The sequence below is a fragment of the Ensifer sp. WSM1721 genome, from assembly GCF_000513895.2.
GTDB lineage: Bacteria > Pseudomonadota > Alphaproteobacteria > Rhizobiales > Rhizobiaceae > Sinorhizobium.
The window spans coordinates 3,501,521-3,524,722 of the sequence record NZ_CP165782.1; the positions used below are offsets into that span (position 1 = coordinate 3,501,521).

Genomic DNA, 23,202 nt, shown 5'->3' on the forward strand with positions numbered 1-23,202 from the left:
CAGAAGCACAAAGGACGCTGTAGCACTTTGCATGGCTGTATGTTTATGTCCTTAAATCGGGTACGATTTAAGGAAACATGCAGTAGCCGTTGTCGATCGGGATTCAGCCAGCGTGGCGCAGGCTCATTCCGCTTCCACCGTCGAAGAGCACGACCTTTTCCGGATTCCAGGAGAAGCGAACAGACTCCTCGATCTCAAGGTCGGTCTGAGCCGGTACTGTCGCCTGCAAGAAATGGTTGCCTGTGCGAAGCGTGACGATCTTCTCGACGCCATGGTTCTCGACGTCGTGTACGCGGGCTTCGCCGGGTGCGCCGCTTTCGAGGAACAGATCCTCGGGGCGGATGCCGAAGGTGAGGGGCCGTCCGTCAACCGCAGTGCCGAGCGTCGCGTCAAAAGGCAATCGGTAGCCTTCGTCCGCGATGGCCTCGCTGCCCGCAAGCTTCCCTGAGATCAGGTTCATCGGCGGCGAGCCAACGGCGCGTGCGACGAAAGTGTTGACCGGATTGCGGTAGATCTCCTGCGGCGTGCCGGTTTGAACGAGCTGACCGTTGTTGAGTACGCCGATCTTGTCGCCCATCGACATGGCTTCGATCTGATCGTGGGTCACGAAAAGGAAGGTTGCCCCGAGATTCATCTGGAGGTTCTTGAGCTCCGTGCGCAGCGCCTCCCGCAGTTTGGCGTCGAGGGCGGAAAGGGGCTCGTCCATCAGAAAGACGCGCGGCTTGCGCACGATAGCCCGACCGATGGAAACGCGCTGCATCTCGCCGCCGGATAGGCGGTCCGTCTTCCGGTCGAGCAGATGCTCGATGCGGAGCGTCCTCGCGGCGCGGGCGACACGCTCCTTGATCTCGGCCGGTTCGACCCGCCGGATGCGAGGTTTGAGTGGGAATTCGAGGTTCTCGCGCACCGTATAGCGGGGGTAGAGCGAATATTGCTGCAGCACAAGCGCCACGTCGCGCTCGGCGGCGCCCCAGTCGGCGACGTCCTCACCATCGATGAAGATCTGTCCGCCGGTCGGCTTTTCGAGCCCCGCAATCAGCCGAAGCGTCGTCGTCTTGCCGGCGCCCGTCTCGCCGAGCAGCACGAAAAACTCTCCGTCAGCAATTTCGAAACTGAGATCCTTCAGGGCAGTATGGGCCCCGAAGGTCTTGGTGATGCCTTTGAGTTCGATATGCGCCATCAGAGCCTGATCCCGAAAGATGTGCCGGTCGAGCTGTCGAAGAAATGCGCCTGAGCCGGATTTATCCGAGCCCAGACGGCCTCGCCGGGCCTGGGTACGAAGCCACTTTTCGTCCTTGCCCGCAGCATCTTGTCGCCAACCTGCAGGTCTATGATGTCATGCGAGCCGAGCGGTTCGATGATATGGGCCTCGACGGGCACGAAGCCCTCACGTGCTTCCCTTGACACGAGAACCCCTTCAGGTCGCACGCCGAGCGTGAGGTTGCCGTTTTCGGCCCCAGCGGGGGTCAGCTGGGCCGCGAGACTGGACGGAAAATCGAAGGCGGTTGGAGCGCCTCGGACCAGGACGCGCGCATGCCCCATCTCCTCGGAAACCGTTACCTCAGCCATGTTCATGACCGGACTCCCAACGAATTGCGCGACAAACATGTTGGCAGGACGAGCGTAGACCTCATGGGGGGTGCCGACTTGCTGCAGCACTCCTTCGTGCATGACGACGATACGATCGGCGAGGGACATGGCTTCGACCTGGTCATGGGTTACGTAGATCGTGGTCGAGCCCTGTTTGATGTGGAGCCGCTTGATTTCGGCGCGCATCTCTTCCCGGAGCTTCGCGTCAAGCGCGCCGATCGGCTCATCCATGAGCATCGCCTTGGGACGCCGGACGAGTGCCCGGCCGATCGCTACGCGCTGCATGTCGCCGCCTGAAAGAGCCGACGGCCTTTTTGCGAGCAGGTGGGTGATCTGCAGCGTTTTTGCAACCGCCTGAACCTCGCGCTCGATATCCGCACGGTTGCCGCGCGTGGCGCGAAGCGGGAAGGCGATGTTCTCGAAGACTGTCATGTGCGGGTAGAGTGAGAAGGACTGGAACACAAAGGCGATGTCTCGGTGCGATGCCTTGATGTGCTGCACCGGTTGACCGTCGATGAGAATGTCGCCTTCGTCGATCGTTTCGAGCCCGGCGATCGCGCGCAGCGTCGTCGTCTTGCCGCAGCCGGACTGGCCAAGCAGAACAATGAACTCGTTGTCGGCGATGGCGAGATTGAGGTTCTTGATGACCTGAACGGCACCAAAGTGCTTCTCAATGCCGCGTAGTTCAATCTGCGTCATGGATTCCTGCTCTCGTCAGTTTTCTGTTCCGGCGGGACCTTCGACGTGATCATGAAGGCAATCAGCCCGACCAACGTCATCGTCAGTCCGTAGCGGTGAAGGAACAGGTTCCATGGCTGGCACAGCGCAATGATGCCCAATATCATCAGAAGCTGTGAGCCTGGCTCGAGATACTTCTGGTTTATGGCACGAAACGTCATTTGCGGATCGCTCCGAAACTCATGCCGCGCAGGAGATGGTTCCTGAGCAGGAAGGTGAAGATGGCGACCGGTAGCAGGAACAGGAACGTACCTGCGGCAATAACGGTCCAATCCGGAAGGCCAGAGCCGACCTGGCTCGGGATGAAGGGCGGTGCCGTTTGCGCGCGCCGGTTCGTCATGATCAGCGCGAAAGCATACTCGTTCCACGCTGTGATGAAGCAAAAGACGGCGGTCGCGGCGATCCCCGTGGCGGCCTCTGGCAGCACGATCTTGAAGAAGGCTTCCAGGCGCGTGTAGCCGTCGACGAGTGCCGCTTCCTCATATTCTTTCGGAATCTCGTCGATGAAGCCCTTCATCAGCCAGACCGAGAAGGAGAGATTGAAGGCGGTGTAGAGGATGATAAGACCCCAGTGGGTGTCGTTCAGCCCGACCGCCCGGTACATTAGGAACATGGGGATTGCTACGACCACGGGCGGGAGCATGCGTGTCGATAAAATGAAGAACAACAGGTCCGCTTCGCCCTTCATTTTGAAGCGCGAGAAACCGTAGGCCGTGAAGGTACCCATGCTGACGGCAAGCACCGTAGAGGTGATCGCGACGATCAGCGAATTCATGAAGCGGTTGGGATAGCCGGATAACTGCACGTCGCCGCGTCCCGAGCGCACGACCTTTTCACCCCCGTCGAAGACCAGCCGTTCCCACCAGGGAGCGGCAGCATAGTCTTCCGGCTCCGGTGCTGCGCGCAACTGAGAGCGCTTGGTAAAGAGCTTCACGAAGGGCGAGATCTCCGGCTCGAAGATGACCGTCGGTGGGATGGTCGTCGCGAGGTTGCGCGGTTTGAAGGCCGTAGACGTGATCCAGTAGATCGGTGCGAGGAAGAGCAGCGTGATGACGAGCACGGCGGCGATCGCCACCCGGTTCAGTGCGCGCTCGGAGCGAGTCTGGACGGCCGCCATCTCAGCGCTCCTTCACCCTGTTGAGATATTTGACGTAGATGTTGGTGATCGCGAGCACCATGATCAGCACTATGTAGGCGAGCGCGCAGGACCGGCCGGTCTGCCATTCCTGAAACGCCATCTTGTAGAGGCGGATCGAGATCACTTCCGTGGTCGGCTGGCTCGTCAGGATGTAGGCGAGGTCGAAAGTCTTGAACGCCTCCATGGTGCGGAAGATGATCGCGATCATGAGTATCGGTGCCACGAGTGGCAGGGTGATGCGGAAGAAGGTGTAGAACGGCCCCGCCCGGTCGATTGCCGCCGCCTCGTAAAGGTGCCTCGGTACGGCCGAGAGGCCTGCGAGCGAGAGCAGCATCACGAAGGGCGACCACATCCAGATGTCGGTGATGGCGACAGCGTAGAGTGCCATGTCGGGATTCGCGAGCCACTCGAAAGAGCCGAGGCCGAGAGCGTAGTTGATGATGCCGAAGGATGGATCGTAGAGCAGCTTCCAGAAGAGCCCGACCACCGCCATCGACAGCATCATCGGCAGCAGAAGCAGCGTCGTGATCAGACCCTTGAACGGAATCTCACGGTTGAGCAGCATCGCCGTGCCGAAACCGACGACGACCTGACCGGTAACCGAGACGATCACGTATTTCGCCGTAATGGCGAAGTTCGCCCAGATGAAGGGGTCGTTCAGCAGTTCCCGGTAGTTCTGCAGGCCGACGAAGGTGGCCGGCGCGTTCGTCGAAGCACGAAAGTCGGTGAACGAATAGCCGAGCGAGTAGATCAACGGGAAGATGTTGAAGACGATCAGGAACAGGATCGTCGGAACAATGAAAAGATTGCGAATTTTGATGTCGCTCAAGCCCCGCGAAGCAGCGCGTGACTTCGAATCCAGCGATGTCATAACCACGGTGGCCAATGTGCTCCTCCTCCGAGAGCCCAACGCCGGGCGCACTTGCGCCATCCTGTTGCGCATTTCCTGAGCGCGACGCCGGATCCGGCGCGAGCCCCGTTCGTGGCAAGTTGAAGAAGCGGGAGGGAGCCGGCCCCCTCCCGCGATGTCTTACCCGTTAGTGGCGGCCGTACTTCTTGAAGGTCGCGTTCCAGTCCTTGGCGAGAGCGTCGAGCGCCTCCTTTGCCGTACCCTGGCCCGCCGTCACATAAGGATAAATGCGTTGATTCATCTGAATCAGCAGCTCGGCATATTCGGGCGTTGCCCAGAAGTCCTTCACCTTGAACATGGTCTCATAGAAGGCCTTGTTGTAGGGCGTCGCGTTTTGGAACTCTTCCGACTCCAGCACCTTGGCGCTTGCCGTGTAACCGCCGAGTTCGGCCCAGCGCTTCTGCGTCTCGTCCTTGATGAACCACTCGAGGAATTTCATCGCCTCTTCCTTGTTTTCCGAATAGGAGACGATGGAAATACCCTGGCCGCCGAGCGCGGCATACTGGTGGCCCTCCGGGCCGGCCGGGTTGGCGAAGAAGCCGGTGACCTTCGCGTTCGGGTTCGATGCTTCATTGACCAGCGCCGGGAAGAAGGCGAAGTAGTTCATGCTCATCGCTGCCAGGTTTTCGGTGATCGCCTGGTTATTCTCGACGAAGAAGGATTTGGCCCAGCCAGGAGGGGTGAAACCGTAAAGCTCGCGGTAGGTTTCCAGAGCCTTGACGTTCTTCTCCGAGTTAATGATCCCGTCGACCTTGTAGGTGCTGTAGTCGCCGAGTTCTCCGCCGAAAGAGAAGATGGCGTTCTCTACACCCATTACGAGACCATCATAGGAGTTGTCGGTGTAGATCGCGATGCCGTAGCGCTTCTGGTCCGGACGATGGAAGAACTCGGCGATGTCGCGCAACTGCTTCCAATCCTTCGGCGGGGCGAGGTCATAGCCATACTTCGCCTTGAAGGCTTCCATCTCCTTCGGGTCCTCGAACCAATCCTTGCGGTAGGACCAGCCGACCGCGTCGCCCTCGGCCGGGATCGACCAGTACTTGCCGGAGTTCGCAGGATACTCCGAGTAGTACTTCACCGTGGCAGGAGCCATCACCTCGTTTAGCTTGTGCTTGTTGAAGAACTCGGTGAGGTCGACGTAGTGGCCGGCCTCCGATGCGGCGCCGATCCACTGTGAGTCGCCGACGACCATGTCATAGGCCGAGCCCTTGGCGTTGAATTCGGTGAAGGCCTTCGTCTGGAAATCCGCCCAAGGGGTCGTTTCGACCGTGATCTTCACGCCGGTCTCGGCCTCGTATTCGTTTACAAGCTCCTGGAGATAATTGGCCGGGTCCCATTCGGCCCAGAAAATCGTCAGTTCTTGCGATTGTGCGGATGTTCCGCAGGCAAACATAAAACTGATACCGGCCATCAGGCCGGCCACTGTCTTGCGCATAATATTTCCTCCCCTTTTGTACACGCCACCCGCCTTACCGCGGCGGTCCGTCTGTCAAATCCTCCTGATTGGCGCTTCCGCGGGCGGGTCCTCCTCGACCCCTCGTGCCTCGTGTCAGATCTCAAGTCTAACGGGCCGCAGTACCAATCTGGTATTACCAAAGCTCGCGAGCGTCAAGGTCCCTGCCTCGTTGTCTTTTGCTATAGATCACCGCTTGCAAGGCCGCGATCATACGGTACTTAGCTTGGCATGCTTACCGGCAGTTCAATTACGGAAGAGCTGTCCACGAGCCGCCATACATGCGTATCAACAAAATTGGTCAAACCAGTTTTCCGGGTTGGGCCGAGAGTGCCCGATGTCATCCCGTGGTTTGCGCCTCCCGAATCGCCGCCTCGACCAAGGCCGCCGCCGCCCATTCTGCAACGGATTGCGCGCGTTCGGCCGAGAGGCCCCAAATATCCTTGAGTACGACCAGCACCTCCACACCGAAAACCAGCGAGAGCGCCTGAGCGAGCTGCTCGCGGGCCTCAGCGGACACCCTGCCCTCAAGTGGCACGGTGACCTGTCGCAGGAGTTCGACGCGGTGGCCGCGCGTGAGCTGTGGTTCGTTACCAAGCGTGCCGGCCTGGCGCTGCGCCCACTGGTCGAGCGAGAGCTTCAGCGCCGCCTTGAAGGTCGCCTCGAATTCGTTGATGCGCGGCATGGCGGTCGCCAGCAGATCGGCAACGCGGGTGAGCGCATCGGGCGCTTCGGAGCGCCAGTCGAGGATCGGGCCGAGCGCCTCGTCCACCACCGCATGAACCAGCGCCGCCTGGCTCGGAAAGTAACGATAGGCCGTGGCGCGCGAAACTTCGGCGGCTTCCGCGACCTCACTCACCGAGGGCGTGATACCCGACTGCATCAGCCGTGTGGCGGTCTCCAGCATGAGTTTGCGTGTGCGGGCTCGCGGACCGCGCTCGGCGGATTCGTTCTGTTGACGTGAGACATCCATATCTTTATGATACGTACATCTCATAAATTTGCAAGAGCCGGCAAATCGGCCGGCATGAGGCGGCTTTTCAAGGCAGAGGAGGGCCAGAGCCGCCACGGAGGAGAGATGAAGCACATCTACGTCGTCGGCACGGCCGACACGAAGGGGGAGGAACTCGCTTATCTTGCTTCCCGCATCGAGGCGGCGGGCGGCCGGCCCGTCCTGGTCGATGTCGGCACGCATCGTCCCACGATTACGGTCGACATCTCCGCCGAGACAGTGGCTGCCGCGCATCCGGACGGTGCCGCGGCGGTGCTTTCCGGCGACGACCGGGGAACAGCGGTCGCCGCGATGGGCGAAGCCTTCTCGCGGTTCCTTCCCGAACGCGAAGACGTCGCCGGCGTGGTGGGCATCGGTGGTGGCGGCGGGACGGCGATCATCACCGCCGGCATGCGCAGGTTGCCGCTCGGGCTACCGAAGGTCATGGTCTCGACGCTCGCGTCCGGCGACGTGGCACCTTATGTCGACGTCTCCGACATCATCATGATGCCGTCGGTTACCGATATGGCTGGGCTCAACCGTGTGAGCCGCGTGATCCTGCAAAACGCGGCCGAAGCGATTACCGCCATGGCTCACCGGCCGGCGAAGGAAATGGCCTCGAAGCCCGCTCTCGGCCTTACCATGTTCGGCGTGACGACGCCCTGTGTGACTGCCATCGTCGAACGACTGAGGGCCGACCATGACTGTATGGTCTTTCACGCAACAGGCACCGGCGGACGCACGATGGAGAAGCTTGCGGACAGCGGGCTTCTTTCGGGCGTGCTCGACATCACGACGACCGAGGTCTGCGATCTTCTCTTCGGCGGAGTGCTGCAGGCGACGGAGGATCGTTTCGGCGCAATTGCGCGCACCGAATTGCCCTATGTCGGCTCCGTCGGGGCCTTGGATATGGTGAATTTCTGGGCGCCCGAGACGGTGCCGGAGCGTTATGCCGGCCGGCTCTTCTACCGCCACAACCCGAACGTCACGCTCATGCGCACGTCGGCGGAGGAGTGCGCCGCGATCGGAAGGTGGATTGGCGCAAAGCTGAACCTCTGCAAAGGTCCGCTCCGGTTTCTGATCCCGGAGAGAGGCGTGTCCGCGCTCGATATCGAGGGCGGCGCCTTCTTCGATCCTGCGGCGGATGCGGCGCTCTTCGAGGCACTGGAAGCCACCGTCGAAACAACCGACGCGCGCCGCATCGAACGGCTTCCGCTCCACATCAACGATCCGCAGTTCGCCGAGGCCGCAGTCGCCGCCTACCGAGACATCGCCAACCCCTGAAAGAGACGCCGATGCCAGTAATCCCCCGCAAGACCATTCTTGAGAAGTTCCACGGCATGATCGCCGCCGGCAAGCCGATCATCGGCGGCGGGGCCGGCACGGGGATTTCGGCCAAGGCCGAGGAGGCGGGCGGCATCGACCTCATCATCATCTATAATTCCGGCCGTTACCGGATGGCGGGCCGCGGCTCGGCGGCCGGTCTGCTCGCCTATGGAAACGCCAATGAGATCGTGAAGGAAATGGCACTGGAGGTGCTGCCGGTCGTGAAGGCGACACCGGTACTCGCCGGCGTCAACGGCACCGACCCGTTCGTTTTCATGCCGCAGTTTCTCGCGGAATTGAAGACTATGGGCTTTTCCGGTGTACAGAATTTCCCGACCATTGGCCTCTTCGACGGACGGATCCGGCAGAGCTTCGAGGAGACCGGCATGGGCTACGGTCTCGAGGTGGAGATGATCGCCGAAGCCCACCGGCTCGACCTGCTGACGACGCCCTATGTCTTCAACGAGGAAGAAGCGATTGCGATGGCCAAGGCCGGTGCAGACATCGTCGTCGCTCATATGGGCGTTACCACAGGCGGCGCGATCGGCGCCACTTCCGCGATGTCGCTCGACGACTGCGTGAGCGAAATCGACGCGATAGCGGCGGCCGCACGCTCGGTACGGAAGGACGTCATCGTGCTTTGCCACGGTGGACCGATCTCGATGCCGGAGGATGCACGCTACATCCTGGATCGTTGTCCAAGCTGCAATGGCTTTTATGGCGCAAGTTCCATGGAGCGCCTGCCGGCCGAGGTGGCGATCCGCAAGCAGACGGAAGACTTCAAGGCGCTTGCCATCGGTACGGTGGTCTGAAGCGAGCAAGATGCGGGAGGAGGCCGCGGCATGGCGAAGGACAAATATTTTCTCTACCCGAAGGATGTCGCGAGCTTCGGCTTCGACTGGGGCCGCCTCGCACTGACGGTCGCGCCGGAGGTGAACGGGGCCGAGCGCTTCTCGGGTGGTGTGGTGGACTTGCCGAGCGGCGAGGGGCATGCGCGTCACAATCATCCCGGCGCTGAGGAGATCATCTTCGTCATCTCGGGCGAGGGCGAACAAATGGTGGAGGACGAGAACGGCAATCCGGTGACGCAGAAGGTTGGGCCCGGTTGCACGGTCTATGTACCGGAAAGCCGGTTCCACTCGACGAAGAACACGGGATCCGGCCCGATGCAGCTCTTCGTCGTCTATTCGCCAGCCGGCCCCGAGGGTGCGCTTCGGGATCTGCCAGATTTCCGACTGTTGCCGCCTGGCGCCTGAAGGAGCGCGGCAACCGCTTTTTTGGGAGAAGATCCGTGAACATCAGCGCAAGCGACACGCGGGCGGCGGAGCCGCCCTTCGATGCGGCGAAGCTCGACAGACTAATGGAGGAGGCGGGTATCGACGTGCTGCTCGCCACCTCCAAGCACAACACGCAGTACCTACTGGGTGGCTACAAGTTCATCTTCTTCGCCGCAATGGATGCGATAGGCCACAGCCGTTATCTGCCGATCGTCGTTTATGAGAAGGGCTCACCCGATCACTCAGCCTATGTTGGCAACCGCATGGAAGGGGGAGAACACCAGAACAACCCGTTCTGGACACCCGCCGTTCATACGGCGACCTGGGGTACGCTCGACGCGGCAGCGCTTGCCGTCGAGCACCTGAAGAAGATCGGTAAGGCCGGTGCTCGCATCGGCATCGAGCCGCCCTTCCTGCCCTCCGATGCGCGGGACCTGCTTACTTCTCGTCTTGAGGGTTCGCGTTTTGTGGACGCGACGCACGCGCTCGAGCGACTGCGCGCTATCAAGACGCCGCAGGAGCTGGAAAAACTCAAGCTTGCCTCCGAACTGATCACCGATGCCATGCTCGCCACCGTCGCGGCGGCACGGGAGGGATCCACGAAGGCGGAGATCATCGAACGCCTGAGGCGGGAGGAGACCAATCGCGGCCTGCATTTCGAGTATTGCCTGCTGACCCTCGGCGCCAGTCACAACCGTGCGGCCTCGCCGCAGGCGTGGGCGAAGGGCGAGGTACTTTCGATCGATTCCGGCGGCAACTATCAGGGCTATATCGGTGACCTTTGCCGCATGGGCGTGCTTGGCGAGCCCGATGCAGAGCTCGAGGATCTGTTAGCTGAAGTCGATTCGATCCAGCAGGCGGCCTTCGCCAGGATCAGGGCCGGGGCTACAGGCAGTGAGATGATTGCTGCGGCGGAGGGTGTTCTGAAAAGCTCGCCTTCGGCCGCCTTTACCGACTTCTTCTGCCACGGCATGGGTCTCATCAGCCACGAAGCACCGTTCCTGATGACCAACCACCCGGTCGCCTATGAAGGCGTCGACGCGGATCGACCTCTGGAGGCAGGCATGGTCGTTTCCGTCGAGACGACGATGCTTCACCCGAAGCGCGGTTTCATCAAGCTCGAGGACACGCTCGCCGTCACGAAGGACGGATACGAGATGTTCGGCAACAGAGGGCGCGGCTGGAACCGCGGGGCGCTATAGCGGCGGCGAAACCCCTGCGGAAGCGGAGCCCGGCGCACGATCGTGAGCCGGGCTCGTAGTCTACTTACTGTGGTAGATCTCGGTGCCGAGAACCTTAAGGCACTCCCGCATGAAGGCGGCAAGGGCCGTCCAGCCCTTTGCCGATACCATCGTGCCGTCGACATAGGCCTCGGTGGGGGAGAGGTCGATATAGGTACCGCCGGCCAGCGTGACTTCCGGCTCGCAGGCGCCGAGAGCGCCGACCTTCTTGCCGCGCACGACACCGTCGACGGCGATCAGGATTTGTACGCCGTGGCAGATCGTGAAGATCGGCTTCTGCTTTTCGTGGAAATGCCGCACGATGGCCTGCACGCGCTTGTCGGTGCGGATGTATTCCGGTCCGCGGCCGCCGGCACAGTAGACGGCGTGATACTCGTCGAGTTGAGCCTCTGCTTCCGCGAACGTCTTGTTGATGACGACATTATGGCCGAGTTTCTCGGTGTAGGTCTGATCGCCTTCGAAGTCGTGCAGGGACGTCCGCAGGATGTCGCCGGCTTTCTTGTCCGGGCAGACGACGTGGACCGTATGACCGACGGCCTCCATGGCCTGCTGGAAGACGAAGATTTCGTATTCTTCGGTGAAATCACCGGTAAGCATGAGAATCCGCTTGCCTGGCATAGTCTTCTCCTCCTCGTTGTTGAAATCTCATTCGAAGGCCGGCAGAAGCCGGTCGCGCGAATGCTCGATGTGCAGTTGCATCGCCCTTGCAGCAGCGATCGCGTCGCCGGCGGCGAATGCGTCGAGCAGGGCCTGGTGTTCGTCCAGCGCCTCCTCGGTGACGCGCCAGTGAAACATGAGGCGGAAGATGTGGAAGTGTGCGTGCTGGAAACTCAGTATTTCCCGAATGAGTTCGTTGCCGGCGAATTCCATGATGCGGTCGTGGAAAATCGCATCCTGACGGGCAAAGGTGGCATAGTGCACGCGTTCGTCCTGGCCATCACGCTTCGCCATGACGCCTGCGGCCTCCTGCAAGATCGCGAGCTTTTCGTCGTCCATGGCGGTGGCCGCCTTTGCCGCGCCATCAGGCTCGAGCAGGAGGCGGAGCTGATAAAGCTCGTCAAACCGCTGGCGCGTTATTTGTGCCGCCGCGCGATAGCCGACAAGATGCTGCTTTACCACCAGGCCCTCGCCTTCCAACCGACCGAGGGCCTCCCGGATTGGCGTGTGGGAAACGTTGAATTCCTTCACGAGGTTGTCGACCGTAATGCGCGCACCCGGCGGGATCTTGAGCGACATCAACCGGTTGAAGATTGCCTCGTAGACATCCTCCACAAGGCTGTTGGCGCGCTGGATTTGGGTACTGCCCACCGTTGCTGCGGCGAGCTTGGTCGAAGTCATGTCCATCCCTTCTTTTGTGCCATGATGGTCCCGACTCGCTCCCCACAATGCTTCGGGCCATGAACGATCCTATACGATATAGGATAGCCGCGAAAGTCCGGACAATGTCCCGGCCAGTTCTTGAAGCTTAGGAGCTCGCGCGGCCGTGGGCGGTCGCCGGTTCGATCCCTTGGTCCGATCGCGCCTCTCGCGGCGTTGCCATGCGTAAAGCGAAATGCTTCCATAAGCTGCATGAGTGTTGCTCATGGAGCTTTTGATGTCTTCAGACGACGTCGACCTTAATCTTCTTCGCGTCTTCGACGTGTTAATGCAGGAACGAAGTGTCACGGGCGCCGCCGCCCATTTGGGGCGGACCCAGTCTGCCGTCAGTCACTCTCTCGCCAAGCTGCGCGGCGCACGAACACGTTTAATCGCGACGCGCTTTAGCCTTTGTCTGTCAAGCCGTTTCAGCGGCAGCAGAATATTTCTGTGAGATGACTGCGCACACCATCAACTGGATCTGGTGGAAAAGCATCAACGGCAGAACGATCGCTCCGATCGACTGCCCAGCGAAGATGACGCCTGCCATCGGTACGCCACTGGCAAGGCTCTTCTTCGATCCACAAAAGGTGATGGTGATCTGGTCTGGCCTGTTGAAGCCCATGAGGCGGCTGCCGCGCATGGTGAAGGTCAGCACAAGGCCGAGCAGTAGGATGTCAACCCCGACAACGACGGCGATGTCTCTCAGAGAGAAGGTTTGCCACAATCCCTCGACGACTGCCTTGCTGAAGGCGAGGTAGACGACCATCAGGATGGAACCTCTGTCGACAGGAGTGAGAATCTTCTTCTTCGAGCGTACCCAGTTTCCGATCCACGGCTGTAGGATCTGCCCGACGACAAATGGCGCGAGCAACTGCAGCAGGATCTTCTCCATGACATCCCAGGAGAACCCGCCATGGCCGCCGACCGAAAAGAGCAAGCCGACGAGAAGAGGCGTCAGGAACATGCCGAGTAGATTGGAGGCGGAAGCCGAGCAGATCGCAGCCGGAACATTCCCGCCGGCCATTGACGTAAAAGCGATGGATGACTGCACGGTGGACGGCAGGACGCACAGGAAGAGAATACCGAGGTAAAGCGGCTGTGGCAGGATCGAATCCGGAACGAGGCCCAATGCCATGCCGAGCAGTGGGAAAACAGCGAATGTCGTGAGCAGAATGACGAGCTGCAGGCGCCAATGCAGGACGCCGGCAAGGACAACATCGGTGGACATCCGCGCGCCATGCAGAAAGAAGAGAAGCGCAATGGCGAGACTTGTGGCAACGCTGAAATAATCCGCAAAACTGCCGCTTGCCGGAAGCAGCGAGGCAAGGACGACGCTACAGACGAGCAGGGTCGTGAAAGTGTCGGGCAAAAACCGGCGCATGGTGCTCCCTAAAGTCAGATCGCCTCTGTGACCAGCTTGATGTTGAAGAAGTTGTCCATCGCCTCGGTTCCGCCTTCGGACCCGTAGCCCGAGTCCTTTATGCCGCCAAAGGGAAGCTCCGGCAGCGCCAGCCCATGGTGATTGATTGATATCATTCCGCTTTGTATATCGCGGCTCAGTGCGGCACTCGTTTTCCCGGATGTCGTATAAGCATACGCTGCCAAGCCATAGGGGAGGCGGTTCGCTTCCGTAATGGCGGCTTCATAGGTCGAAAAAGGGCTCACCACAGCGATGGGGCCGAAGGGCTCCTCGTTCAATATCCGGGCGCTCAGCGGCACATCTGTGAGAACGGTGGGTTTGTAGAAATTTCCGCGGTTGCCGATGCGCTCGCCGCCGGTCGCAATCTTTCCGCCCCACGAGACGGCATCAGCCACCAACGATTCCATAGCTTCGAGCCGTCTGCCGTTCGCAAGCGGGCCCATGGTAGTGCCCGAATCCAGTCCATTGCCCACCTTGACGGCCTCGGCAGCCTTGACGAAGCAGTCGAGAAACCTCGCGTAGATCCTCTCCTGTATAAGGAAGCGGGTTGGGGCAACGCAGACTTGGCCCGCATTGCGGAATTTGGCTCCGGCCAGGATGCGGACTGCGAGAGCGACGTCGGCATCGTCGAACACGATCGCCGGCGCGTGACCGCCAAGTTCCATCGTCACCCGCTTCATATGAGCACCGGCGAGAGCCGCAAGCTGTTTGCCGACGGCCGTCGAGCCCGTGAAGGAGACCTTGCGGATCATGGGATGGGGAATGAGGTGGTTGGAGATGTCGGCGGGGATGCCGAATACCAGATTGAGCGCGCCGGCCGGCAAATCCGCATCCGCGAATGCGCGAACAAGTTCGGCACAACTCGCCGGGGTCTCCTCCGGTCCCTTCAGAATGACGGAACAACCGGCCGCAAGACCGGCCGCTACTTTGCGCACGGCCTGGTTCAATGGAAAGTTCCAGGGGCTGAAGGCGGCGACCGGACCGACGGGCTCCTTGACGACGAGCTGCCGAACGTTGACGAAACGGGAAGGGACAACGCGACCGTATGCCCGCCGCGCCTCCTCGGCGAACCAGTCGATCATGTCGGCCGCCCCAAGAGTCTCCGCCGTGGACTCCGCGATCGGCTTTCCCTGTTCGAGAGTCATGATCGTCGCGATCTTCTCAACCCGTTCCCGCAGTAAACGGGCAGCCTTGTGCAACAGCTTAGCGCGTTCGAACGCGCAGACCTGAGACCATGCCGCGAACCCGGTTGCGGCTGTTACAAGCGCTTCGTCAAGATCATCCCGCCCGGCATTTGCCACGGTTCCAATGATCTCATCGGAGGCTGGATTGACGATTGAAATGCGCTCTTTCGCTCCGTCGCGCCAGGTGCCGCCGATATAGAGTTGCGTTTGCGGATAGTCGGACATCACCTTCTCCGATGTTCTGAAATCAGTACCCCAGCGCGCAACCATCCTTGCGATGATCGGACGCGCCGAGCAGAGTTCCGTGTTGATGATCAATCCAGACCGCCTGTGCGCCGCCGATAGCCCATTTCGGTGGGATCACCTTAAAGCCCCGGCCCTCGAGGTTTGCGCCGATCGCGTTTCGAATTGCTTCCTCGGCTTCGATCGTCGTGGTGCCGGGGAGGGGGAACAGACGAGGAAGGTCGATTGCCGCTTGCATATCCATGCCATAGTCGAACAGCTTCGACAGAAAGTGCGCATGTCCCATGGCCTGATAGTGGCCGCCCATCACGCCGAATGAGAGGGCCGCTTTGCCGTTTCGCGTGACCATTCCTGGAATGATCGTGTGCATCGGCCTCTTGCGCGGACCGATCGCGTTCGGATGCCCCTCCGTCAGCACGAAACTCTGGCCGCGGTTGTGGAACAACACTCCCGATTTCGGGGCCATCAGGCCGCTGCCGTAGGGGTGGAAAATGGAATTGATGAAGCTGACGGCATTGCGATCTTTGTCGACCACGGAGATGTAGACCGTGTCCGAATGCTCGACACCATCGATGAAACCGCTGGCGTCGCAAGCCTGGTCCAGGTTGATCTTCGAGGCAAGCTCGTCGGCGAGCTCGTCCGACAAAAGAAAATCGACCGGCACGTCTGATATTGCCGCGTCCGCCAGCCACCGTTCGCGCGCAGCATAGGCGAGGCGGGTCGCCTCGACTTCGATGTGCAGGTTGTCGGCATTTAGAGGGTGACCCGACGGAGTGAAACGTTCGAGAATCTTGAGGATCATAAGAGCAATGATGCCTTGCCCATTGGGAGGGCATTCATGCACCGTCCATCCACGATAGGTCGCGCTGACAGGAGCAACGTATTCTCCGGCGGCGGAGGCGAAATCCTCAATGGTGTGCAGACCGCCGAGCGCCTGGAGATAAGAGACCATGTCTTCTGCGACGTCGCCGCGATAAAATGCGTCCCGCCCGTGCTTGCCGATGGCCGATAAAGTCTCAGCAAGCTCCGGCTGACGCTGAATCGATCCGACTGCGGGAGCTTCATCGTTGTCGAGGAAAATGCGGCGTGTCGATGAATCGAGTGTGAGCATCGCGCGCTGATGCGAAATGTCGGCGGCAACGCGCGGCGTGATGGCGTAGCCGTTCCGCGCAAGCGCGATCGCCGGCGCCAAGATGTCCGCCATGGACATGCGCCCATGATCTGCGACCAGTCGCGTCCAGGCATCGACGGCGCCTGGGATGGTCACCGCGTGAGGCGACGACCGCGCGATCTCCGAAATTCCCTGGTCCTTGAACCACTTGAAGGCAGCGGCGGCGGGCGTGCGACCCGACCCGTTATAGGCGATCACTTGGTCGCTTCCGTTGGGTGCCAGCAACGCGAAGCAATCGCCGCCGATACCTGTGGAGCCGGCCTCGACCACGCACTGGACCGCACAGGCCGCCACCGCCGCATCGATGGCCTTGCCGCCGCTTTTCAGGATGTCGATAGCGGTCAAGGTTGCCATGGGATGTGAGGTTGCAGCGATGCCGCTGCGGCCAACGGCAAGCGAGCGCCCGGGATGTTCGAAGTTCCGCATGCTATCGTCCTTATCAATAGAGGTTGTTGGCGCGCGCCCATGTATAAGTATCATCGAGCGCCTTCTCCGAGCGGTCGAACATGTCGTTGATCTGCGCTTCCGCGATGATCAGGGGCGGGCAGAGAGAATAGTTGTCACCCATGGCGCGGGTGACGACACCGTGCGCCTGTGCTCGCTTGCCGGCATGTATCGCGACGCCGTTCGCCGGACTGAAGGGTTCCTTAGTCTCCTTGTTTCGGACAAGCTCAAGCGTACCGATCAAGCCACGTCCACGCGCGTTTCCGACGAGCGGATGTTCTGCGAGCGCGCGGAGTCTTCGTTGAAACAGCGGCGCGACATTCTTGACGTGCCCTACGATGTCTCTTTCCTCGTAGATTTTCAGGGTCTCGAGGGCCACTGCAGTGGCGACCGGGTGCCCGCTATAGGTAAAGCCATGCCCGAAGGTGCCGATCTTTTCACTTTCGGCGACGATTGCCGCGTGGACCTTCTCGTTGATCATCAGCGCGGAAATCGGCTGGTATGCCGCCGACAATTGCTTGGCCATGGAAATCATGTCGGGCTGCATGCCGAAGCTCTCGGAGCCGAACATCGTGCCGAGCCGGCCGAAACCACAGATCACCTCATCGGCGATCAGCAAGATATCGTACTTCTTAAGTACAGCCTGGATCTTGTCGTAATAGGTCGGTGGCGGAACGATGCAGCCACCAGACGCCATCAATGGCTCGGCGAAGAAGGCGCCGATCGTGTCCGGTCCCTCGGCAAGAATCAGATTCTCAAGCGAAGCGGCGCAACGCGTCGCGAATTCTTCCTCGGTCTCGCCAGAAAGGCCATAGCGATAGAATTCAGGACAATCGGTATGAAGCACCCCATCGATCGGCAGATCGAAATCGCGATGGTTGTTGGGCAATCCGGTGAGACTTGCGGAGGCAATCGTCACCCCATGATAGGCGCGCCAACGGGAGATGACTTTCTTCTTTTCCGGCTTGCCGATCGCATTGTGGTAGTACCAGACGAGTTTCAGAGCCGTGTCGTTGGCCTCTGAACCCGAATTGGCAAAGAACACCTTCGACATCGGGACCGGAGCAAGGCGGATCAGCCGTTCGGCAAGTTCGATAGCCGTCTCATGCGACTTGCCGCCAAAGCTGTGATAAAAGGGCAATTCCTGCATTTGCCGCATGGCAGCGTCGACGAGCCGTTGCTCGCTAAAGCCAAGCGAAGCGCAAAACAGTCCACCGAGTCCCTCGATATACTTGTTGCCGTCGCTGTCGATGATGTAGATCCCATCTCCCTTGGAAATCACAAGCGGACCGTCCTGCAAATGCTGGGACGCATTCGTATAGGGATGAAGAACGAACGCCGCGTCGCGCGCTTCCAGGGAATTGAGAAGAATGGTCACGATAGCTCTCCGGTGGTGATCCAGGCGTGTTTCATGCAGCCGCCGAACCTTCGAGCGTCCGACGGCTGTCTTTCTTGTGGGTGAAAGATGGTTACCGGTCGATCAGTCGAGGCCGATCTTCATCCACTTTTTTGCAAGCGTGTTGATGGTCCCATCAGACTTCGCCGCGCGGATCGCCTCATCAAGCATCGCCTTGAGTTCGGTGTCGTCCTTGCGAAGGCCGGCTGCGATACCTTGGCCGAATACCCCGCCGGTGAAGGTCGGTCCGGCGATGGTGTAGTCTTTGAAGTCCTCCTTCGACAGCGTCGCGGTGAGCGATGTCGTCTGCGCTATGACGGCGTCGATGCGACCCGCCTGCAGATCGAGGTCGTGTTGCTCGACGGTCTTGTATTCGCGCGGATCGACGACATCCTTGAAAAAAGTGTCGAGGAAAGCGACGTTTGCTGTGGAGACCTGCGCGCCGACAGCCTTGCCGTTCAGGGCGTCCCGAAGAGGCTGCAATTCCTGTTCGACCTTCGCTTTGTCGCCCGCAAGATCGATGGTCGTTCCGGTGCCGGGGAGATTGGCGAGCGGGCCCGACTTTTCAACCATGAAGGCTGCCGCGGTTGGAGCGTAGGGTTCGCTGAAGGAGATGACGGCAAGGCGCTTCTCCGTGACGATCATCGATGCCATGATGACATCGAACTTCTTGGCGGTCAGCGACGGGATGAGTCCGTCCCAGTCCTGCGCGACAATGTTGCATTTGATCTTCATGCGGCCGCAAAGATCATTGGCGAGATCGATTTCAAAACCGGCAAGCTTCCCGTCGGGCCCTGTGAAATTCCAGGGCTCGTAGGCGCCTTCAGTGGCGATGGTGATTTCGGTTGGCTTGCCCTGCGCGTGGACGCTGTTCGCAGCGAAGGCGCCAAGAATCATGCTGGCGAGTGCAAGTTCGATTTTCCTCATTTTCATTCCCCTTTTTGGTTTGGCGCTCATTGTTGAGCGGCTTGCTTTTGATCAGCGTGATGCCTCGATCTGCCGGGACGCGCGGATCCTTATCGCCTCTGCGGCCAGGCAGAGGATCTCGAATAAAACCTGAGCGGCGATCTGCGCCGTATTCGTTGTCGGATCGTATTGAGGCGCGACCTCAACGACGTCGCCGCCGATAATGTCGAGACCTGAAAGGCCGCGAAGGATGCCGAGCGCCTGGGTGGAGGTGAGCCCTCCCACTTCCGGTGTGCCGGTCCCTGACGCAAATGCCGGGTCCAGGGCATCCACGTCGAAGCTGACGTAGGTCGGACCGTCGCCCGCCACCGCGCGAGCCTTTTCGATCACCTGTTTGATGCCAAGTTCTTCAACCTCCTCGGCGTGAATGACGGTCATTCCAGAGGCGTAGGAGAACTCCCAGAGATACTCGGAATTGCCACGGATACCGATCTGGATTGTCCGGCGGGGATCCAGCACGCCGTCAAGCACGGCTTGCCGGAACGGACCGCCATGATGAAACTTGCAGCCCTCAAACGAGCCGCTCGTATCGCAATGAGCATCGATGTGGATCATGCCGACTGGCCGATCGCGGCCGACGGCGCGAAGCAACGGCAGTCCTATGGAGTGATCACCGCCAACCGAGAGCGGCACAACGCCAGCGTCGACCAGACCGCGAACATACCGCTCTATGTCCTCGTGCGAACTAACGAGGTCGAATCGGCTGCGAAAGGGGACATCGCCCACATCTGCGACACGGACGTGGGCAGCGGGGACCGCACGCAACACGTGGTCATACGGCCCTACTCTCTCGACGTTGCGAACGGCGCGGGGACCGAAGCGTGCACCGGGGCGGTTCGTCACGCCCAGATCCAACGGGATGCCGAGAAGTGCCACATCGATATCTGTGAAGCGGGGCGCAGCATCCTGCCGGAGAGGAGCTTTCAGCAATGTTGGAACACCGCAATAGGGGGCCTGGCGGCTATCGCCTTCGCCGAAGACCTGGTCTGCGACCTTGCGAAACTCGGGGTCGAAAATGTCAGCCCCGGACGCATTTCCGTATCGGGCACGGAGTTCCTCAAGGTTCAAGATCTCAGGCATGCAAGGTCCTCCATCCTTCCTTTATCCCCTGGGTCTTGCGGATTCCGCTTTTCGACAGAATCCCATTGATGCTGTGGGCAACATTGTATACATATCTGTATGCCACTTGATCTGGCAAGAGGAAAAACGATATCTTTCTTCGCAGTAGTCCGGCTCTTGCGGCCGCGGACTATGAAAGGGGACTGGTTTGACACTCACCAAAAACGAGCCGCGCGCTACGCTGCGTGAAACGACATATGCTCGATTGAAGGATCTGATCCTCACCGGACAGCTGCGGCCCTCCGAGCGACTCTCCGAAAACGCTCTCGCAAAGAGGCTCGGTGTAAGCCGCACTCCTCTCCGCGAAGCGTTGATGAAGCTCGAAGAGGAAGGCCTGGTCGTCGGCCAAAGAAACCTCGGCTACACGGTTTCGGACTTGGACATCACCGCGTTCTGCAACCTCTTGGTTGTCAGGGAGGCGCTCGATGTGTGCGCGGCCCGGCTCGCGTGCGTCACGGCGACGGAAGAAGACCTCGATAGGCTCCGCGGGGTCATCGCGCAGATGGTCGAACTCAAGGAAAGTGCCGCCGACACTCCTTCAGATGCGGCGCGAAACCTTGATCTTGGTCTCTACATCCACCGCGTTATTCTGGACGCGGCGCGCAATGACGCACTCACTCGGTTGAGCGAGCAGGTCTATCAACAGCTTCGGCTGGCGCTCTGGCTCGAAGTTCTATGGGTAGACCTCGAACATACCGATTTGGATGAGCACCGGGCCATTGCTGATGCCATCTGCGCGCGCGACCCCGAGGCGGCCGAGGCGGCTGCGCGGGCGCATGTTCAGAGCTCACTAAAGAACATGTCGAAACTGCAGCGCATTTGGGCGCATCGGCGGGCTGTGGATTAACTCGCCGGGCGCGGAGAGGCCGGATACGCATGGAACTCATTGACAGGTATTTGGTGCTCGTCGGCTTTGGCGAGACCGGCTGGGGCACATTGCTCCTTAGTGCATCGGCCATGACCCTCGGGGTCTCAATCTGCGGCTTCCTGGCGGGAACGATCCTTGGATCGGTTGTCACGTTCATGAAGCTGTCGCGCTACATGGTGCTCCGCTGGCTGGCGGATGCTTACACGACCATCCTGCGCGGTGTACCCGATCTCCTGGTCATCTATCTTTTCTATTTTGGCGGGAGCGCATTTCTGGGGTATCTCGGCGGTCTCTTTGGCTATCAAGGCTTCATTGGCATGCCGGCTTTCCTCACCGGCACATTGGCGCTCGGCGTTGTTTCCGCCGCATATCAATCCGAAGTGTTTCGTGGCGCTTTCAAGTCCATTGCCAGCGGCGAGCTCGAGGCGGCGAGTGCTGTCGGAATGCGGCCCTGGCCGAAGTTTCGCCGCATCGTCGCCCCCCTGGTTCTGCGCTACGCCATCCCCGGATTGGGCAATACCTGGCAACTCGTGCTGAAGGAGTCGGCGCTGATTTCCGTCACAGGTCTCGTCGAACTTCTGCGTCAATCTCAGATCGCGGCCGGTTCGACACGGCGTCCATTCGAGTTCTACCTGACTGCCGTCGTTCTCTATCTCGTCATCACCTGGGCATCGTCGATCGCCTTCCGCCATTTGGAGACGAGAACCATGCGCGGCACCCGGAGTTCTCTGTGATGGACTTTGCATTCATGTGGGAGACGTTTCTCATCCTCCTGACGGGCTTGCCGCTCACTCTGGAGCTTGCAGTGACGTCCATTTTTGCCGGCGGCATCCTTGCGCTTCTTCTTTCGCTCTTTGCGGTGGTCGGAGGGCCGATCGGCCGCGGTTTCACCCGAGGCTACGTCTTCGTCTTTCGAGGGTCGCCGCTGCTTGTACAGATGTTCCTCATTTATTACGGGCTTGGGCAATTCCGACCGTTGCTGCAGGAACTCGGCCTTTGGGCAATCTTCCGCGAGCCCTATTGGTGTGCAGTGATCGCACTGACGTTGAACACAGCGGCCTATACCAGCGAGATCTTCCGCGGAGGCTTGAACGCAGTTTCCGTTCAGCAGGTCGAGGCAGCGCGTGCCTGCGGCATGTCGGGCCCGCTGCTGTTCAGGCGCATCGTTTTGCCGATCGCCATCCGGCATGCGCTTCCAGCCTACGGTAACGAAGTCATCTTGATGCTCAAGGCAACCGCGCTGGCGTCCGTCATCACCATCATGGAAGTCACCGGCCTTGCGGGGAAGCTGATTGCCGACAGCTTCCGAGCCTTCGAGGTCTTCATTGTCGCCGGTGCGATTTATCTCGGGATTACCTTCCTCGTCACGCGGTTGATGATGATCGTCGAATTCTGGCTCTCGCCCCATCTTCGCATGAGGCCACCAACTTTGGCATAACGGGAGTACGCATGTCTGACAGGGGAACGTTTCTCACGGCTGACAATAAGAACAGCACTGCCGCCGTCTCGGTGAAGGACCTCCGCAAACGCTTCGGTCCGCTTGAAGTTTTGAAGGGAGTTTCGCTCGAAGCCCAGGAAGGTGATGTGATCTCGATCCTCGGCTCATCCGGATCCGGAAAGTCGACGATGTTGAGGTGCATCAATATGCTCGAAGTGCCCGACAGCGGTGAAGTCTGTATCGGCGGTGAAATGTTTCGGCTGAAAAAGCTGCGATACAAGACCGAGCCGGCCGATCGGCGGCAAGTTGATCGTCTTCGCGAACACATTGGAATGGTATTCCAGAGCTTCAATCTGTGGTCGCATATGACGATCCTTGAGAACGTGATCGAAGCACCCGTACATGTGCAAAAGCGCAATCGCGCCGAATGCATTGAAGAGGCGGAGGCATTGCTCGAGCGGGTCGGTATTGGCGACAAGCGCAATTTTTACCCTGGCCACTTGTCTGGCGGGCAACAGCAACGCGCCGCAATCGCGCGGGCGTTGGCGCAACGACCGAAGGTCATGCTCTTCGATGAGCCGACATCCGCGCTCGATCCGGAGCTTGTCGGCGAAGTGCTGAAGGTCATGCGTTCGCTCGCCGAAGAAGGCCGAACCATGCTCGTCGTCACCCACGAGATGGCGTTCGCACGCGACGTGTCCAGCAGGGTTGTGTTTCTGCACAAGGGCGTCGTCGAGGAAGAGGGACATCCTGCCGAAGTTTTTCGAAACCCAAAGTCCGAGCGCTTCCGGCAGTTTCTTTCGACTGAGCGGTAACTTGGAAGTTCGCCAAGTCGAAAAGACTCTCTGTCTGCCATCCCCCGCCGATTGTTTTTTGTCGGGCCATGTTTTCGCGTCTCACTTCAGGCGGGGTATAGCGGGCCGCGGGCTT

At 60.1% G+C, this 23,202-nt stretch carries 24 protein-coding genes; 9 read left to right on the forward strand and 15 right to left on the reverse strand.

All coding sequences use genetic code 11. The annotated features are described in order from the left end of the window. Positions 1-103: 103 nt before the first annotated feature. From M728_RS16810 to M728_RS16840, 7 genes are all read right to left on the reverse strand, one after another. The gene (locus tag M728_RS16810; protein ID WP_026621797.1) at positions 104-1,180 is read right to left on the reverse strand and encodes an ABC transporter ATP-binding protein; all 1,077 of its coding nucleotides are present in this window, start codon (positions 1,178-1,180) and stop codon (positions 104-106) included. Further along, positions 1,180-2,289: an ABC transporter ATP-binding protein gene (locus M728_RS16815; protein WP_026621798.1), complete on the reverse strand. Its 1,110-nt coding sequence runs from the start codon at positions 2,287-2,289 to the stop codon at positions 1,180-1,182. Before M728_RS16815 ends, M728_RS16810 begins: the two co-directional genes overlap by 1 nt. Continuing rightward, positions 2,286-2,489, reverse strand: a complete 204-nt coding sequence (locus tag M728_RS16820) for a hypothetical protein (protein ID WP_026621799.1) — start codon at positions 2,487-2,489, stop codon at positions 2,286-2,288. Before M728_RS16820 ends, M728_RS16815 begins: the two co-directional genes overlap by 4 nt. Then, positions 2,486-3,445 carry a carbohydrate ABC transporter permease gene (locus tag M728_RS16825; protein ID WP_026616765.1) on the reverse strand — a complete coding sequence of 320 codons (960 nt, stop codon included), beginning with the start codon at positions 3,443-3,445 and terminating at the stop codon, positions 2,486-2,488. Before M728_RS16825 ends, M728_RS16820 begins: the two co-directional genes overlap by 4 nt. A 1-nt stretch (position 3,446) precedes the next feature. Continuing rightward, positions 3,447-4,352, reverse strand: a complete 906-nt coding sequence (locus M728_RS16830; protein ID WP_026621800.1) for a carbohydrate ABC transporter permease — start codon at positions 4,350-4,352, stop codon at positions 3,447-3,449. 151 nt (positions 4,353-4,503) lie between these two features. Further along, entirely contained in the window at positions 4,504-5,811 is a 1,308-nt protein-coding gene (locus tag M728_RS16835) for an ABC transporter substrate-binding protein (protein ID WP_026616767.1), read from the reverse strand. 358 nt (positions 5,812-6,169) lie between these two features. After that, positions 6,170-6,802: a TetR/AcrR family transcriptional regulator gene (locus tag M728_RS16840; protein ID WP_026621801.1), complete on the reverse strand. Its 633-nt coding sequence runs from the start codon at positions 6,800-6,802 to the stop codon at positions 6,170-6,172. Between the two features lie 105 nt (positions 6,803-6,907). On the opposite strand from M728_RS16840, the gene M728_RS16845 reads away from it, so the two are divergent. Genes M728_RS16845 through M728_RS16860 form a run of 4 tightly spaced genes read left to right on the forward strand, consistent with a single transcriptional unit; the run spans position 6,908 to position 10,625 of the window. Beyond that, on the forward strand, positions 6,908-8,104 hold the full coding sequence (locus M728_RS16845) for a Tm-1-like ATP-binding domain-containing protein (protein WP_026621802.1): 1,197 nt from the start codon (positions 6,908-6,910) through the stop codon (positions 8,102-8,104). Between the two features lie 11 nt (positions 8,105-8,115). After that, positions 8,116-8,958, forward strand: a complete 843-nt coding sequence (locus M728_RS16850) for a phosphoenolpyruvate hydrolase family protein (RefSeq protein WP_026621803.1) — start codon at positions 8,116-8,118, stop codon at positions 8,956-8,958. 30 nt (positions 8,959-8,988) lie between these two features. After that, positions 8,989-9,402 (forward strand): cupin domain-containing protein, encoded by a 414-nt coding sequence (locus M728_RS16855; protein ID WP_026621804.1) that lies wholly within the window; start codon positions 8,989-8,991, stop codon positions 9,400-9,402. A gap of 35 nt (positions 9,403-9,437) precedes the next feature. After that, positions 9,438-10,625, forward strand: a complete 1,188-nt coding sequence (locus M728_RS16860) for a Xaa-Pro peptidase family protein (protein ID WP_026621805.1) — start codon at positions 9,438-9,440, stop codon at positions 10,623-10,625. 60 nt (positions 10,626-10,685) lie between these two features. Here the strand turns inward: M728_RS16860 and M728_RS16865 are convergent, their stop codons facing one another. Together M728_RS16865 and M728_RS16870 are read right to left on the reverse strand one after the other, a co-directional pair. Beyond that, entirely contained in the window at positions 10,686-11,282 is a 597-nt protein-coding gene (locus tag M728_RS16865; RefSeq protein WP_026621806.1) for a DJ-1/PfpI family protein, read from the reverse strand. Between the two features lie 27 nt (positions 11,283-11,309). Continuing rightward, a complete protein-coding gene (locus M728_RS16870; protein WP_026621807.1) occupies positions 11,310-12,002 on the reverse strand; it encodes a GntR family transcriptional regulator in 693 nt (230 codons plus the stop codon). Positions 12,003-12,309: 307 nt separating this feature from the next. Here M728_RS16870 and M728_RS16875 point away from each other — a divergent pair, with 307 nt between their 5' ends. Beyond that, positions 12,310-12,474: a LysR family transcriptional regulator gene (locus M728_RS16875; protein ID WP_370906478.1), complete on the forward strand. Its 165-nt coding sequence runs from the start codon at positions 12,310-12,312 to the stop codon at positions 12,472-12,474. On the opposite strand, the gene M728_RS16880 is transcribed toward M728_RS16875, so the two are convergent. The 6 genes from M728_RS16880 to speB all read right to left on the reverse strand — a co-directional run bounded on the left by M728_RS16880 (position 12,439) and on the right by speB (position 19,927). Next, entirely contained in the window at positions 12,439-13,404 is a 966-nt protein-coding gene (locus M728_RS16880; RefSeq protein ID WP_051440956.1) for a bile acid:sodium symporter family protein, read from the reverse strand. The genes M728_RS16875 and M728_RS16880 overlap by 36 nt on opposite strands. A gap of 14 nt (positions 13,405-13,418) precedes the next feature. Beyond that, entirely contained in the window at positions 13,419-14,852 is a 1,434-nt protein-coding gene (locus M728_RS16885) for an NAD-dependent succinate-semialdehyde dehydrogenase (RefSeq protein WP_026621808.1), read from the reverse strand. Positions 14,853-14,874: 22 nt separating this feature from the next. Beyond that, on the reverse strand, positions 14,875-16,467 hold the full coding sequence (gene ggt, locus M728_RS16890) for a gamma-glutamyltransferase (protein ID WP_026621809.1): 1,593 nt from the start codon (positions 16,465-16,467) through the stop codon (positions 14,875-14,877). A 13-nt stretch (positions 16,468-16,480) separates the two neighbouring features. After that, positions 16,481-17,863 (reverse strand): aspartate aminotransferase family protein, encoded by a 1,383-nt coding sequence (locus M728_RS16895; protein WP_026621810.1) that lies wholly within the window; start codon positions 17,861-17,863, stop codon positions 16,481-16,483. Positions 17,864-17,965: 102 nt separating this feature from the next. Continuing rightward, the gene (locus M728_RS16900; RefSeq protein ID WP_026621811.1) at positions 17,966-18,808 is read right to left on the reverse strand and encodes a lysine/arginine/ornithine ABC transporter substrate-binding protein; all 843 of its coding nucleotides are present in this window, start codon (positions 18,806-18,808) and stop codon (positions 17,966-17,968) included. A gap of 51 nt (positions 18,809-18,859) precedes the next feature. After that, complete coding sequence (gene speB, locus M728_RS16905; RefSeq protein ID WP_026621812.1) at positions 18,860-19,927, reverse strand: agmatinase; 1,068 nt, start codon at positions 19,925-19,927, stop codon at positions 18,860-18,862. A gap of 187 nt (positions 19,928-20,114) precedes the next feature. Here speB and M728_RS16910 point away from each other — a divergent pair, with 187 nt between their 5' ends. The 4 genes from M728_RS16910 to M728_RS16925 are packed head-to-tail and all read left to right on the forward strand — an operon-like array spanning position 20,115 to position 23,087. Continuing rightward, positions 20,115-20,813, forward strand: coding sequence for a GntR family transcriptional regulator (locus M728_RS16910; RefSeq protein ID WP_026621813.1), 699 nt, complete (start codon positions 20,115-20,117; stop codon positions 20,811-20,813). A 29-nt stretch (positions 20,814-20,842) separates the two neighbouring features. Continuing rightward, the gene (locus tag M728_RS16915; RefSeq protein ID WP_026621814.1) at positions 20,843-21,568 is read left to right on the forward strand and encodes an ABC transporter permease; all 726 of its coding nucleotides are present in this window, start codon (positions 20,843-20,845) and stop codon (positions 21,566-21,568) included. Continuing rightward, a complete protein-coding gene (locus tag M728_RS16920; protein ID WP_026621815.1) occupies positions 21,568-22,272 on the forward strand; it encodes an ABC transporter permease in 705 nt (234 codons plus the stop codon). Before M728_RS16915 ends, M728_RS16920 begins: the two co-directional genes overlap by 1 nt. 11 nt (positions 22,273-22,283) lie before the next feature. Continuing rightward, positions 22,284-23,087, forward strand: coding sequence for an ABC transporter ATP-binding protein (locus M728_RS16925; RefSeq protein ID WP_026621816.1), 804 nt, complete (start codon positions 22,284-22,286; stop codon positions 23,085-23,087). Positions 23,088-23,202: the final 115 nt, after the last annotated feature.